Origin of the sequence: Methylobacterium dankookense, from assembly GCF_902141855.1 — a bacterium.
Taxonomy (GTDB): domain Bacteria; phylum Pseudomonadota; class Alphaproteobacteria; order Rhizobiales; family Beijerinckiaceae; genus Methylobacterium; species Methylobacterium dankookense.
The window spans coordinates 1-13,447 of sequence record NZ_CABFVH010000053.1 but is presented as its reverse complement, the minus strand read 5'-3'; the positions used below and the strand labels follow the sequence as shown (position 1 = coordinate 13,447).

Annotated in this window: 16 protein-coding genes; 10 read left to right on the top strand and 6 right to left on the bottom strand. The window is 71.5% G+C overall.

The annotated features are described in order from the left end of the window. Positions 1 to 3: 3 nt before the first annotated feature. The 4 genes from cydB (at position 4) to MTDSW087_RS25480 (ending at position 2,846) form a co-directional block, all read left to right on the top strand. On the top strand, positions 4 to 1,017 hold the full coding sequence (gene cydB / locus MTDSW087_RS25495) for a cytochrome d ubiquinol oxidase subunit II (protein WP_144767915.1): 1,014 nt from the start codon (positions 4 to 6) through the stop codon (positions 1,015 to 1,017). Further along, complete coding sequence (locus MTDSW087_RS25490; RefSeq protein WP_144767913.1) at positions 1,014 to 1,145, top strand: DUF2474 family protein; 132 nt, start codon at positions 1,014 to 1,016, stop codon at positions 1,143 to 1,145. The genes cydB and MTDSW087_RS25490 overlap by 4 nt, the downstream gene beginning before the upstream one ends. A 5-nt stretch (positions 1,146 to 1,150) precedes the next feature. After that, positions 1,151 to 1,711, top strand: coding sequence for a GbsR/MarR family transcriptional regulator (locus MTDSW087_RS25485; protein ID WP_144767911.1), 561 nt, complete (start codon positions 1,151 to 1,153; stop codon positions 1,709 to 1,711). 76 nt (positions 1,712 to 1,787) lie between these two features. Next, positions 1,788 to 2,846 carry a polysaccharide deacetylase family protein gene (locus MTDSW087_RS25480; protein ID WP_144767909.1) on the top strand — a complete coding sequence of 353 codons (1,059 nt, stop codon included), beginning with the start codon at positions 1,788 to 1,790 and terminating at the stop codon, positions 2,844 to 2,846. A 15-nt stretch (positions 2,847 to 2,861) separates the two neighbouring features. Here MTDSW087_RS25480 and MTDSW087_RS25475 read toward each other — a convergent pair whose 3' ends face one another. Both MTDSW087_RS25475 and MTDSW087_RS25470 read right to left on the bottom strand, forming a co-directional pair. Beyond that, the gene (locus tag MTDSW087_RS25475; RefSeq protein ID WP_144767907.1) at positions 2,862 to 3,263 is read right to left on the bottom strand and encodes a hypothetical protein; all 402 of its coding nucleotides are present in this window, start codon (positions 3,261 to 3,263) and stop codon (positions 2,862 to 2,864) included. 78 nt (positions 3,264 to 3,341) lie between these two features. Then, a complete protein-coding gene (locus MTDSW087_RS25470) occupies positions 3,342 to 3,548 on the bottom strand; it encodes a DUF2842 domain-containing protein (RefSeq protein ID WP_144767905.1) in 207 nt (68 codons plus the stop codon). 114 nt (positions 3,549 to 3,662) lie between these two features. Here MTDSW087_RS25470 and MTDSW087_RS25465 point away from each other — a divergent pair, with 114 nt between their 5' ends. Both MTDSW087_RS25465 and trhA read left to right on the top strand, forming a co-directional pair. Continuing rightward, entirely contained in the window at positions 3,663 to 4,799 is a 1,137-nt protein-coding gene (locus MTDSW087_RS25465) for a COX15/CtaA family protein (protein WP_238179247.1), read from the top strand. 206 nt (positions 4,800 to 5,005) lie between these two features. Next, a complete protein-coding gene (gene trhA / locus MTDSW087_RS25460) occupies positions 5,006 to 5,692 on the top strand; it encodes a PAQR family membrane homeostasis protein TrhA (RefSeq protein WP_144767902.1) in 687 nt (228 codons plus the stop codon). Between the two features lie 104 nt (positions 5,693 to 5,796). Here the strand turns inward: trhA and MTDSW087_RS25455 are convergent, their stop codons facing one another. The 3 genes from MTDSW087_RS25455 to MTDSW087_RS25445 form a co-directional block, all read right to left on the bottom strand. After that, a complete protein-coding gene (locus MTDSW087_RS25455) occupies positions 5,797 to 7,899 on the bottom strand; it encodes a carbohydrate porin (RefSeq protein WP_238179252.1) in 2,103 nt (700 codons plus the stop codon). Between the two features lie 196 nt (positions 7,900 to 8,095). Then, the gene (gene sseA, locus MTDSW087_RS25450; protein ID WP_144767897.1) at positions 8,096 to 8,944 is read right to left on the bottom strand and encodes a 3-mercaptopyruvate sulfurtransferase; all 849 of its coding nucleotides are present in this window, start codon (positions 8,942 to 8,944) and stop codon (positions 8,096 to 8,098) included. Positions 8,945 to 9,015: 71 nt separating this feature from the next. Continuing rightward, a complete protein-coding gene (locus tag MTDSW087_RS25445; protein WP_144767895.1) occupies positions 9,016 to 10,026 on the bottom strand; it encodes an NAD-dependent epimerase/dehydratase family protein in 1,011 nt (336 codons plus the stop codon). 528 nt (positions 10,027 to 10,554) lie between these two features. Here MTDSW087_RS25445 and MTDSW087_RS25440 point away from each other — a divergent pair. Then, entirely contained in the window at positions 10,555 to 10,788 is a 234-nt protein-coding gene (locus tag MTDSW087_RS25440) for a GcrA family cell cycle regulator (RefSeq protein ID WP_144767894.1), read from the top strand. A 104-nt stretch (positions 10,789 to 10,892) separates the two neighbouring features. On the opposite strand, the gene MTDSW087_RS25435 is transcribed toward MTDSW087_RS25440, so the two are convergent. Continuing rightward, complete coding sequence (locus MTDSW087_RS25435) at positions 10,893 to 11,438, bottom strand: hypothetical protein (RefSeq protein ID WP_144767892.1); 546 nt, start codon at positions 11,436 to 11,438, stop codon at positions 10,893 to 10,895. 406 nt (positions 11,439 to 11,844) lie between these two features. Between MTDSW087_RS25435 and MTDSW087_RS25430 the strand changes: the two genes are divergently transcribed. Genes MTDSW087_RS25430 through MTDSW087_RS25420 form a run of 3 tightly spaced genes read left to right on the top strand, consistent with a single transcriptional unit; the run spans position 11,845 to position 13,352 of the window. Then, the gene (locus tag MTDSW087_RS25430; RefSeq protein ID WP_144767890.1) at positions 11,845 to 12,444 is read left to right on the top strand and encodes a TetR/AcrR family transcriptional regulator; all 600 of its coding nucleotides are present in this window, start codon (positions 11,845 to 11,847) and stop codon (positions 12,442 to 12,444) included. An 11-nt stretch (positions 12,445 to 12,455) separates the two neighbouring features. Then, complete coding sequence (locus MTDSW087_RS25425) at positions 12,456 to 12,740, top strand: YciI family protein (RefSeq protein ID WP_144767888.1); 285 nt, start codon at positions 12,456 to 12,458, stop codon at positions 12,738 to 12,740. A 3-nt stretch (positions 12,741 to 12,743) separates the two neighbouring features. Beyond that, positions 12,744 to 13,352, top strand: a complete 609-nt coding sequence (locus tag MTDSW087_RS25420) for a DNA-3-methyladenine glycosylase I (protein ID WP_144767886.1) — start codon at positions 12,744 to 12,746, stop codon at positions 13,350 to 13,352. Positions 13,353 to 13,447: the final 95 nt, after the last annotated feature.

Below are 13,447 nucleotides of genomic sequence, written 5' to 3'. Positions count from 1 at the left end.
ACGATGCTGCCAGCCATCGACATGGACCTCTCGGTCGTCTGGGCCTTCGTCATCGCCTTCGCGGTCTTCGCCTACGTGGTGATGGACGGGTTCGACCTCGGCGTCGGCCTGCTCTTCCCGGGCCTGCACCCGGGCGAGGAGCGCGACACCGCCATGAACTCGATCGCCCCGGTCTGGGACGGCAACGAGACCTGGCTGATCCTCGGCGGCGGCGGCCTGTTCGCCGCCTTCCCGCTCGCCTACGCGATCATCCTGCCCGCGCTCTACGCGCCGATCATCGCGATGCTGCTCGGGCTGATCTTCCGCGGCGTCGCCTTCGAGTTCCGCTGGCGCGACCCGAAGCACCGCGCCGCCTGGGACGTGGCCTTCACCGGCGGCTCGCTGGTGGCGGCGCTGGCTCAAGGGGTCACGCTCGGCGCGCTCCTCCAGGGCATCGCGGTGGCCGGCCGCGGCTATGCCGGCGGCTGGTGGGACTGGCTGACCCCGTTCAGCCTGATCACGGGGGTGAGCCTCGTCGCCGGCTACGCGCTCCTGGGCGCCACCTGGCTGATGATGCGCACCGAGGGCACCACCCGCATCCATGCCCGGCGCATGGCCTTCCGCTTCGGCATCGCCACCATCGCCTGCATCGGCCTCGTCAGCGCGGCGACGCCCTTCCTCAACCCGACCTATGCCGGGCGCTGGTTCGCCTGGCCGAGCGTGCTCGTGACCGCACAGGTGCCGCTCCTCGTGGTCGTCGGCAGCGTCCTGTTCTTCCGGGCGCTCGCCCGCGACGCCGAGCGCGCGCCCTTCCTGCTGGCGCTCGGCCTGTTCGCGCTCTCCTATGCCGGGCTCGGCATCAGCATCTTCCCCGATATCGTGCCGGGCCGGGTGACGATCTGGGAGGCGGCCTCGCCGCCGTCCTCGCAGATCTTCATGCTGGTGGGCGCGAGCGTGCTGATCCCCGTCATCCTCGCCTACACCGCCTATGCCTACTGGGTCTTCCGCGGAAAGGTCGGCGCGGAGGGCTACCATTGAGCGCGCGGCAGCCCTCACGGTCGCCCTCCTGGCCCGCGCGCCTCGGCTGGTTCGCCCTGCTCTGGCTCGGCGGCGTGGCGGCGGTCGGCATCGTGGCCTACGGCCTGCGCCTCTGGCTGAGGGCGTGACGCCGATGCAGCTGCCGCCGCTCGTCCAGACCTTCGTGCTGCATTTCGGCGAGATGGGCTCGCGCTGGGGGATCAACCGCACCGTCGGCCAGATCTACGCGCTGCTCTTCGTCGCGCCCCAGCCGCTGTGCGCCGACGAGATCGTCGAGCGGCTCGGCCTCTCGCGCTCGAACGTCAGCATGGGCCTCAAGGAATTGCAGGCCTGGAACCTCGTGCGCCTGCAGCACGTGCCCGGCGACCGGCGCGACTATTTCTCGACGCCCGACGACATCTGGCAGATCGTCCGGACCCTGGTGGAGGAGCGCAAGAAGCGCGAGGTCGACCCGACCCTGACGCTGCTGCGCGAGATCCTGATGCAGGAGCCGCGCGACGCGGAGGAGCGCCACGCGCAAGGTCGCCTGCGCGAGATGCACGACCTCTTCGAGCTCTTCGCCGGCTGGTACGGCGACGTGCGCCGCCTCGACACCGAGCGCCTCGTGCAGCTCCTCAGCCTCGGCGCCAAGGTGCAGAAGGTGCTGGAGCTGAAGGACCGCCTGAGCCTCGGCGGCCGCCGCCGCGACGGGTAGCTTCGCGCTTCCTTTACCGGTCGGACGGAGACTGGTGGGATCGGGAGCCCGTGCCGGGCCGCCAGGAACCCGCCGGATGGTCTCCACAGAGCTGCGCCACCGCCTGTTCGAGGCCGGGTTCCGCGCTGCCGCCGCGACCGGGGCCAATGCCTGGCTCGCGCCGGTGGCCCGCGGCCTCGGCCTGATCCTCACCTTCCACCGGGTCGATCCCGAGCCCCCCGCCGCCTTCGCCCCGAACCGGCTGCTCGGCATCACCCCGGACTTCCTCGACGCGACGCTCACGGAACTGACCGCCCGCGGCTTCGAGATCGTCGGCCTCGACGCGGTGCCGGAGCGTCTCGCCGCGCCCGGGGCCAGACCCTTCGCGGTGCTGACCTTCGACGACGGCTACCGCGACAACGTCGCCCACGCCGCCCCCGTGCTGCGGCGGCACGGCGCGCCCTGGACGCTGTTCGTGACGAGCGACTTCGCCGACCAGCGCGGCCGGCTCTGGTGGGTGGAGCTGGAACGGGCGGTGGCTCGCCTCACCCGCATCCGCATTCCGGTCGCGGCGGGGCACCTCGACCTGCCGGCGCGGAGCCCGGAGGAGAAGGCGCGCGCCTTCGCGGCGATCTACCGCGACCTGCGCGCCGGGCCGGAGGAGCGGCTCCTCGACACGATCGCCGCCCTCTGCCGGGAGGCGGGCTTCGCGCCCGGCGAGATCGCCGCCGAGCTGTGCCTCGACTGGGACGGGTTGCGCATGCTCGCCCGCGACCCGGCCGTGACCTTCGGCGCCCACACGATCAGCCATCCGATGCTGGCCAAGCACGCGGACGGGCGAGCGGCCCGCGAGATCGCGGACGGACGGGCGCGGCTGGAGGCGGAGATCGGGCGCCCGGTGCGCCACCTCTCCTATCCGGTGGGGGATCCGGGCTCGGCCGGCGCGCGGGAATTCGCCATCGCGCGCGAACTCGGCTTCGCCACCGCGGTGACGACGCGGCCGGGCCACCTCTTCGCGGCCCATGCCGGGCACCTGCACGCCCTGCCGCGCGTCTCGGTCAACGGCTGCCACCAGTCGCGGGCGGCCCTGCGCGGGCTCCTCTCCGGCGTGCCCTTCCTTGCCTGGAATCGCGGGCGGCGGCTCAACGTGGCGTGATCGCCCCCCGCCGCCTCAGCGCCGCCGGCGCCGGCCCCGGCTCTCGCCGCTCCCCACCGTGAAGACCGCGGCCTGCCGGCCGTGGCGGCCGTAGCGGCGGCGCCCGCGCCGCGTCTCGACGGCGGGCTCCTCCGCCTGCGGGATCGCGAGGGGCGTGTTGGCCAGGGCCTCCGCCTGGAGATTGGCCTGGGCGTTCGCCGGCACGGCGGGCGTGGTGGGCAACTCGCCCGCGGCGTAGCCGCCCGCGACGTTCCTGGCGGCGGGCCCGAACATCGACAGGCACTGGTTGTAGGCGAGGTCGTTCTTCAGGCGCTCGCAATCGTTGATCGATCGGGGCGTGCCCTGGGCGAGCGCCGGCAGCGCGGCGGCGAGGAGGAATCCGATGGCGAGGGGCAGGCGCGGAAGCGGTCGATGCATCGGATACGGGGTGCGCGAGGGGTAAGGCGCGCTTCTCTCGCCCGAGTGCGGCGAAAACGAGGGGAAGCCGGCCGCCCCCTAACGATCCGGCCGCTCCATCCACTTGATCAGCGGCATCAGGGGAATGATCCAGGCGATGCCGAGCACGCAGTAGATCACGGTCTGTATCGCCGGCGGGGTCTCGGCGATCCGGCTGTCGGCGAGCGCCATGGCGAGCGGCGCGTAGATCATCACGAAGGCCAGGATGGCGATCGTGCCGACCAGGGTGCGGGCGCGGCGGCGCATGGGACGTCTCCTTGAAAGCAGGGCGCAGGGGCGCTGCGGCAAAGCCGGGCGTTGCCCCGCGCGCCGGCATTGCCTAACCCGAAGCCGACCTCAACCGGAAGGATGATCGGCGTCATGCGGCTTTCCACCACCGCCGGACGGGAGCCCGGCGCGGCGGGCGACACCGCGCGCAATCCCGTGCGGATCTGGCTCTACCTCGTCGCGGCCCTCGTGGTGGCGATGGTGGCGGTGGGCGGCGCGACCCGGCTCACCGGCTCGGGCCTCTCGATCACCGAGTGGAGGCCGGTGACCGGCGTGATGCCGCCGCTCTCGGCGGCGGACTGGGCGGCCGAGTTCGAGAAGTACCGCGGCACGCCGCAATACCAGATCCTGAACCAGGGCCTCGGCCTCGCCGACTTCAAGGTGCTCTACTTCTGGGAATGGGGCCACCGCCTGCTCGGGCGCGTCCTCGGCCTCGTCTTCTTCCTGCCGCTCGCCGTGTTCTGGTGGCGCGGCATGCTCTCCCGCCGCCTCGGCCTCGGGCTGCTGGGGCTCGGGCTCCTCGGCGGGCTCCAGGGGGCGATCGGCTGGATCATGGTCGCCTCGGGGCTCAAGCCCGGCATGACGGCGGTGGCGCCCCTCAAGCTCGCGCTCCACCTCACCACGGCGAGCCTGATCCTGGCCGGCCTCGTCTGGCTGGCGGCGGGCGAGCGCCGCGGCCGGCTCGCACCCGCGCCCGGCAGCGTCCGGGCCATGGCCGTTGCCCTGCCGGTGCTCGTGCTGGTGCAGATCTTCCTCGGCGGCCTCGTCGCCGGCTCGCATGCGGGCCTCGTCTACAACACCTGGCCCACCATGAATGGCGCCCTCGTCCCGCCGGCCTCCGAGCTGTTCGCGGTGCGGCCCTGGATCGAGAACTTCGTCGACAACCTCGCCCTGGTGCAGCTCAACCACCGGCTGACCGCCTATCTCATCGTCCTCCTCGCTGTGGTCCACGCCGTGCATGCCCGGCTCTCGACGCCCGTGGGTGCCGCCGGACGGGCCGCCGGCATCGCCGTTCTGGCCCTCGCCCAGATGGGCCTCGGCATCGCGACCCTGCTGCTCGCCGTACCGCTCTGGGCCGGGTTGGCCCACCAAGTGCTTGCCATGGGCGTGCTGGTGATGGCGACCGTGCATGCCCGGCTCAGCCTCGGCCTGGGGCAGGGCGCGCCGGCCGCGCCGAGCGGGGCCGAGCCCGCCTTCGGCTTCGAAGGTTTCGCAGGAAGCGGGATCTGAAAGGCCACGCTTGCACCGGACCTGCCCAAGAGTTCGGCGCAGGTCTGAAAGCCTTCGCGCCTGCGGCAGCGCTTGTTGCACAGCACAATCGTTGACCATGCGACATCGAAGCCGGGGATCAGCTGTATTTACGCAGTCTGCACAAGGAACGACTTGGCCACGGGAGGCTTATAGTGCTGCATTGCAGGAGGGTGCAGGAGACCCCGATGTCGCTGGCAGAGGATGGCAGACCGTTGTCGGTGACCTGGCACTACACGCCGCGCGAGATGTTGGCGGACGGCGTGGTCCACGGGCTCGGGGTGGTCCTCGGCCTCGCCGGCGCGGTGGCGCTGGTGACCAGCTCGCTCACCGCGCATCTCGGCTGGGGCGAGCGGGCAGCGATCGTCGTCTACGCCACGGCGATGGTGGCGATGCTCGGCGTCTCGGCGACCTATAACCTCTATCCGGTGAGCCCGCGCAAATGGCTGCTGCGCCGGGCCGACCACGCGCTGATCTACCTGATGATCGCCGGCACCTACACGCCCCTCGTCACCCTGGTCGGCACGGGGACGACCGCCTGGGCGCTGCTGGCGGTGATCTGGCTGGTGGCCGCCATCGGCATCGCTGTGAAGCTGTTCCTGCCCGGCCGCTTCGACCGGCTCTCGATCGGCCTCTACCTCATGCTCGGCTGGAGCGGGCTCCTCGCCTACGAATCGGTGATCGCCGCCCTGCAGCCGACCGCCCTGTGGCTGCTCGCGGTGGGCGGCCTGCTCTACAGCGTCGGCGTCGTCTTCCACGTCTGGCGCAGCCTGCCCTTCCAGAACGCGATCTGGCACGCCTTCGTGCTGGCCGCCACCGCCTGTCATTACGGCACCGTCTGGGCCAGCGTCTCCGGCGCCTCGGCGCTGGCCTGAATCCGGGATCCCAGAGGGCTCAGCGCTTTGGCCGGAAGCCGGAGCTGTATACCAGGGCTCCGCCCTGGACCCGCGAAAGGGATGATCCCTTTCGAAGCCCGCTCTCAGAAGTCCGCGTGCAGGCGGGTGCCGAAGAAGTGGGCCGGGCCGCGGTCCTGGTTGTAGGCGGGGTTCGAGACGAGCTGGTAGTCGAGCGTCACCGTGACGAACTTCGTCAGGTTGAGCGCGTAATAGGCCTCGAAGGCGCGCTCGGGGGCGTAGCTGAGGCGCCCGTCGCCGATGAGGAGGCCGAGGCCGCCATTGGCGAAGTAGTCCCGGTGCGAGCGCGAGATCGCGTTCATGGTCGCGCCCAGGCCCACCGTGTCGAGGGGCCGGTCCCAGGCCGCGCCCTTGATCGAGACGCCGCCCGAGAGGCTGGCATCGATGTCGGTGAAGGACAGGCTCTCGTTGCGCCCGTCATTGACGCTGGCCCGGGCGAAGATGCCGATATCGTCGCGCAGGGCCTGTTCCAGGTTGACGTAGAGGCCGCTCTTGCGGCGCGGGCGGCGGGTGGCCTGCACGGCGTCGTTGATGTCGGCGAAGACGCCGCCCTGCGTCAGGGCCACCACGGTGCGGTAATTCGCCGTGTTGCCGACATTGGTGAAGGCGCCGAGGCGGACGCGGCCGGGCTGGTCCAGCACCGGCAGGGTGTGGCGCGTCTCCAGCTCGACCACGGCGCCGGCCCGCTCGAAGACGCGCGGGTCGAGCACGTCGCTGGAGGGCTCCTTCGGCACCTGCGTGTAGGCGGCGCGGATCGCGAACTCACGGCGGTTGTACTCGACGAAGACGCCCTGCGTGAATCCGGGCAGGTTCGCCGGGAAGTCCCAGGCCGAGGCGCCCCAGAGCGACCAGTTCATGAAGTCGACGCGCGGATCGTGGGCGTAGATGTTGCCGTCGAAGAAGTCGCCCAGCGCGAACTTGCCGGCGACCACGGTGATGCGCTCCACGTCGCGGCGGGTGGCGACCTGGTTCGGGCCGTCCGGCACGTCCTCGGTCTCGCCGCCGAGGCCGAAGGTCTGGCGCACGAAGTAGCGGTTCGAGCGCAGCTTCGGGAAGGGCGCGCCCGCCTTCTGCGCCTCGCCGTTGACGAAGCCGGCGACGCCCAGCGTCCGCGACAGGCCGAAGCCCTGGCTGAATTCCGGGTTGTAGTAGAGCTCCGTGCCTTCCCACAGCTTGAGGCCGAGGAACAGCGTCGCCGTCGTGGTGGCCTGGGCCTGATGCGGCAGCAGGCTCTGCTCGCCGCGATAAGGCGAGCGGAAGCCGGGCACGCCCTGGTTCACGAAGGTGGTCTGGCCGTGCAGCGAGAAGCGGTCGCTCACGGCGGTGTCGGGATCGTGCGGCGCCACCTCGTCCGCCTCGGGCGGCAGGCGCAGGCCCCCGGGATACCAGGAGAGGCGCGCGAGCATCTGGTTCGAGACGAAGCCGGCCCGCGTCGAGACCGGGCCGCCGGCGGGGCCCGGCACGGCGCCGAGATCGAAGCGCCCGGTCGAGCCGAGATCGATGTAGCGGTAGTCGAGCCCCAGCGCGATCTGGTCGGTGACGGCGTACTGGATGCCCGCACCGAGGGTGAAGCCGAGCTGGGTCTGCTCCCTGCCCGCGGTGGCGGCCGGGCCGCCGGCGAGGTCGGGATAGGTCGCGAGGATCCGCGTGGTCGCCCCCGCGAGGCCGAAGGTGGCGTAGACCAGCGCCCGGTCGAAGCTGTAGCCGAACCGGCCGCGCAGCATGCCGTAGCCGTCGGTCTTGGCCCGGATCACGTCGAAGGCCGGGTCGGCGGCCTCGTAGCCGAAGCCGAGGACCGAGGAACCCACCGGCCGCTTGAGATTCGCCGCGGAGAGCTCCGCCTCGATGCCAGTGAGCCAGGGGCCGCGCTGCCAGTTCCAGCCGCCGAACACGCCGCCCACCGCCGTGGTCGATTCGCGGCCCCGGTCCGAGCGGCCGGTGGAATCGCCCGTGCGGAAGGCCGGGACGGTGCGCCCGCCGATCGTGGTCGGCCCGAAATCGAGGGCGCCGAAGGACGCGCCTGCACTACCCTGCAGGCCGACATAGCCTCCCGACCAGTCGGCGAAGCCCGGCAGGGCGCGTGGCGCCGCCGGATCGGCCGCGGCCGCGAGGCACGGGACAAGGCAGAGCCCGACGCCGAAGGCCGCCCCGGCCCATCCATCCTTCATGCGCGCCCCCGCTCGCATCGCCCACACCTCGTCCCCGTTGCTCCGGGGCGAGATATAGCCAGTGCTATAATTCTGACAACAGGGTTCAGCGCCGGTCGTCGCAGGCGGGGCGGCGGCGTTGCAAAAATGCCCCGCCCGGGTGACGCCGGGATGACGGAGGGCGGCCGAGGGGAATACGGTGCCCTCGCTGCCCGTATCAGGCCGGCCCGGTCGCCACCGGCCGCTCCAGGTCGGCGCCCCATTCCGACCAGGAGCCGTCGTAGAGCCCGCGCGCTGGGCGCCCGAGGGTGTCGAGGGCGAGCGAGACGATCGCCGCGGTCACGCCCGAGCCGCAGGTGGTGAGGATCGGCCGCTCGGGATCGATGCCGGCCTCGGCGAAGATCGTGCGCAACTCCTCGGGGCTCTTCAGGCGCCCGTCGCGCTGCAGCGCCGCATAGTGGAGATTCCGGGCGCCCGGCATGTGGCCCGGCCGCACGCCGGGGCGCGGCTCCGCCTCCTCGCCGCAGAAGCGCGGAGCGGAGCGGGCATCGACCACCTGCGCCGAGCCACCCGCCAGCGCACGGGCGATGTCGCCCGCATCCGCCACCGCGCCGTTGTCGAGGCGGGCGCTGAAGTGGCGGCGCTCGCGGGGCAGGGGGTCGCCGTCCTCGGTCGGATAGCCGGCGGCGATCCAGGCGGGCAGGCCGCCGTCGAGGACGAGGGCGTCGCGCACGCCGAAGGTGCGCAGCATCCACCAGACGCGGGGCGCCGAGAACAGGCCCATCCCGTCATAGACCACGATCTGCTGCCCGTCGCCGATGCCGAGCGCGCGCATGCGCGAGGCGAACACCTCGGGCCGCGGCAGCATGTGCGGCAGGCCGGAGGTCTCGTCGCTCATCGCGTCGATGTCGAAGCGCGCAGCCCGCGGGATGTGCGCGGCGCGGAACTCCGCCTCCGGGTCGCGGCCGGCGGCGGGCAGGTACCAGGAGCCGTCGAGCACCACGATGTCGGGTGCGTCGAGGCGCTGATGGAGCCATTCGGCGCTGACGAGGGGCGAGGACGCCATATGTCTTCAGTCCTATTCTCGGTCCGGATACGCGGCCACTCAACCACATCCCGGCGCGCGGCGCGACCGGATCAGGCCCCGTAGAAGGCGCGGTACCACGCGACGAAGGCCGGGATGCCCACCGCGATCGGCGTCTCGGGCACCGTGCCGACGAGGCGGCGCAGCAGATCGGTGGAGGCCGCGGTGCGGGCGACGTCGCCCGGGGGCAGGGGCTTGAGGATGCGCTCGGCCCGGCAGCCGAGGGCCTGTTCCAGCGCATCGATCATCGCATCCAGGCGGACCGGCCGGCCGCCGCCGATATTGACGAGCCGATAGGGCGCGCAGGCGCTCAGCGTGTCCTCCGGGCCCGCCGGCTCCCCCTGTCCCGGACGGGGCGGGGGCACGTCGACGAGGCGGCGCATCGCCTCGACGAGATCGTCGACATAGGTGAAATCCCGCTCGGGCGTACCGTCGCCGAAGACCTCGATCGCCTCGCCCGAGAGGATCTTCCGGGTGAACAGGAACAGCGCCATGTCCGGCCGGCCCCAGGGCCCGTAGACCGTGAAGAAGCGGAACGCCGTCGTCGGGATGCCGTAGAGATGGCTGTAGGAATGCGCCATCGCTTCCATGGCGAGCTTGGTGGCGGCGTAGAAGGTGAGCGGGCTGACCGCCCGGTCGGTCTCGCGGAAGGGCAGGGCGGTGTTGCCGCCATAGGCCGAGCTCGTCGAGGCGAGCAGGAGGTGGCGGACCGGGTGCGCCCGCACCGCCTCCAGCAGGTTGAAGCTGCCGATGAGATTGGCGTCGGCGTAGGCCTGCGGATTTTCAAGGCTGTAGCGCACGCCTGCCTGGGCCGCGAGGTGGATGACGATCTCGGGCTTCGTCCTGGCGAGGAGGTCGCGCAGCAGGCCCGGCGCTTCGAGGCGCCCCTCGACCGCCTCGAAGCACGCCTCGTGGGCAAGCTCGGCATGACGCGCGCGTTTCAGGCCGACATCGTAATAGTCGGAGAAGCCGTCGAGGCCGGTGACGGCGTGGCCCTCGGCGAGGAGCCGGCGGCAGAGATGGAACCCGATGAACCCGGCCGAACCGGTCACGAGGACGCGCATCGCTCTCCCCCCGAGCCCCAGACGGGGCCGGCCCTACACCGGCCGCCCGGCCGCCTCAAGCGGGAAAGCCGCGAATCATTCAGGCCCCTCGGACGGGCGCGGCGGCCACGGGGGCGGGCCGGATGCCGCCCGCAACGGGGGAGGGGGTTGCAGCCGGGGCATGCCTGGGAATCAACCCTGAAGCCAACAGGGCGGCGGAAATTCAGTATTGCGCCGCAGCGCGCGCGCGGAATCATCGCACAGGTTACTATTGGCATACCCAACGTCCGCCTGCGCGCGGCCGGGCCGGCATGCGTCGGCTCGCCCCAGGGACACGGGGTTGTTTTCGTATGCAAGAACGCCAGCTATAACAGCAAGATGACATGCGCCGTGGACCGTCCGGTCGCGCGGCGCGTCCCCGGGCCCGCGAAGCCCGGCTCCGCACGGGTGCAGGGCCGGTTGCCGCGATGCCGCGGATAACCCCACCGCTTGCCGCCTCTCCGGCGGGCCGCCGGCCCGATCCGTGAGGCACCGAACGCCCCAGGTCCGATGAATCAACTCGTCCGCATGTCACAGATCGGCGAAGCCGAGACCATCAAGGAGCCGTCCGCCGAGCTGCGCGTGCCCTTCGCGCAGTCGGGCGCCTTCGTCTGCAAGTTCATCATCGGCGAGCCGACCGAGCGCGCCATGTGCTGCGGCGCGCCCGTGCAGGACGGCAAGAGCTGGTGTGCCTTCCACCGCCGCATCGTGTTCGAGCCGACCCGCCCCGGCCGCATCCGCTGAGGCCTCCGCCGGTCCAGACCGGGCCGGCGAAAGAGCAATCGAGCGCCGTCGCCTGACGCGCTCTCTTGCGCCGAACCGGCATCCCCTCGTCGACCGAGAGCGCTCTAGTCGAAGCCGTCCCCGTCCTCCAGGGGCCGGTAGATCCGGATCGCGCGCCCGTCGGGATAGACGACGGTGCGCCGCCGGACCACGAGGTAGCCGGCCGCCTCCGCGCTGCCCAGCCGCTCCAGGCGCGGATCCGCCATCGCTTCGCGCGGGGGCGCGACGCCCACGGGCAGCGGCTCGCCATAGCGCAGGTGCCGCAGCGCCGGCCGGGCCGCATAGACCACCCTCCGCTCCTCCTGCACCCGCGGCGCGGCACGCGCCACCCGCGGGCGCGCCGCCGTCACGCGCCTGGCCTCACGGCGGGCGGCCCGCACGGGCTTGCGCGGCGCCTCGGCCCGGGCGGCGGGCGGGGCGGCCTTCTGCGCGGCGGGCGCCTCGGCCTTCGGATTCTCCTTCGGGGCATCGGCCGGCGCCACCTCGGGCTGCACGGCCGGCGTCCGGGCCGGCGGGGCGGTCCAGCTCCCGGCGGATTGGCCGGCTCGGGCGCCGGCCGAGCCGAGCAGGGCCATCACCAGGGCGAGGACGAGACGGGATCCGAGCGGCATCGCACCCTCCGGACGGCGGGGACGGCGCAACGCCGGGCCCTGCAACGGACGGTAGCAACTGCTTGAGTATACGTCCACGCGGCGAGCCCCGCGGCGGGCGCGGGGCTCACGCCCCACGCATCCGCCCGACGCGGCCGAGCTTGGCTCAGGCGGCCCCTGCGCCGCCTTTTCTCCACCGAGGACGATGGAGACCGGGCGGGTCCGAAGCCCGCTCCCTCCGCCATCCTGGAAATTTCCTCCCTCACAAGAGCCGATTGGAGCCGATCCCTCAGAGGCTGCCCGTCCCTTCGGCCCGCATGACGCACCATTGACCGCGTAGGGCGCTTGTCCTAGAAAATCTAGGTCAAATGCCCTAAAGCGCGCCGAGGGCGTTCCGCCGGGCGTGCCACGAGGGTGAGGACCAGAGATGGTGGCCAGCGAAACCCGCCGGCAGATCGTGGATGTCGCCGACCGGCTCTTCTACGAGCGCGGCTTCGAAGCCACGTCATTCGCCGACATCGCCAAGGATACGGGCCTCTCACGCGGCAATTTCTATTACCATTTCAAGACCAAGAACGAGATCCTCGAGGCCGTGATCGCGCAGCGCGCGGCCCATACCGGCGCCATGCTGGAGGCTTGGGAGCGGGAGGCAGCCTCTCCCGCGGAATGCATCCGCAGCTTCATCCACATCCTCATCAGGAACCGGGCGAGGATCATGGCCTGCGGCTGCCCGGTCGGAACGCTCTGCGACGAGCTGGCGAAGCGCGATCACGCGGCGAAGGACGACGCGGCCCGCCTGTTCGCCCTGTTCCGGGATTGGCTCTCCCGGCAATTCGCCAGGCTCGGGCGGGACGAGGATGCCGACGCGCTGGCTCTGCACGTCCTGATGCGCAGCCAGGGGATCGCGACGCTCGCCACCGCCTTCCGCGACGAGGATTTCATCCGCCGCGAGGTCGCGGAGATGGAGGCGTGGCTGCTCGCCCAATGCCCCGCCGCGCCACAGGCCGAGGATCGCCGACGCCTCTGATGGAGAAGACCATGTTCGTCATCACCCTCCGCTTCGCCGACAAGGCGAGGGCGCCGCAATTCATGGACGCGCACAAGGCCTGGATCGGGCGCGGCTTCGACGACGGCGTCTTCCTGCTGGCCGGCAGCCTCCAGCCGAATGCGGGCGGCACGATCCTCGCGCACAATGCGTCGCCCGAGGCGATCGCGGCCCGCGTGCAGGACGACCTCTTCGTGGCCGAGGGGGTGGTCAGCGCCGAGATCCTGGCCGTCACGCCGGGGCGCACCGACGATCGGCTCGCCTTCCTGAAAGCCTGAACCATGGCTGCGACGCGTCCCGGTCCGGACGGGCATCCGCGCTGCCGCTGGTGCATGGCGGCACCCGAATTCCTCGCCTACCACGACGCCGAATGGGGCTTTCCGGTCGATGACGACCGGCGCCTGTTCGAGAAGCTGTGTCTCGAAGGCTTTCAGTCGGGCCTGAGCTGGCGCACCATTCTCGCGAAGCGCGAGAATTTCCGCGCCGCCTTCCACGGGTTCGACATCGACCGGATCGCCGCCTTCACCGAGGCGGATGTGGAGCGCCTGCTGACGGATCAGGGGATCGTCCGCCATCGCGGCAAGATCGCCGCCGTCATCAACAATGCCAGACGGGCGCAGGACCTCGTGAAGCGGGAGGGATCTCTCGCCGCCTATGTCTGGCGTTTCGAGCCGAGGCCGGAGGATCTGCCCGCCCCGCAGACCGCATCGACATCGCCCGCCTCCATCGCCTTGTCCAGAGACCCGAAGAAGCGCGGCTGGTCCTTCGTCGGTCCGACGACGATCCATGCCTTCATGCAGGCCATGGGCCTCATCAACGATCACGTGGACGGGTGCGCGGTTCGCGCGCATGCGGCCGAAGCCAGGGCGGCCTTCGCACGACCGGCCTAGGTCGCGAACCCATAACGGTGGGCACGGGTGAGGCGTGCCGTCGTTAACCCTCTGGCGAGGGAGGGTTCTGGATGGCGCGGTTCGACCTGACGGAT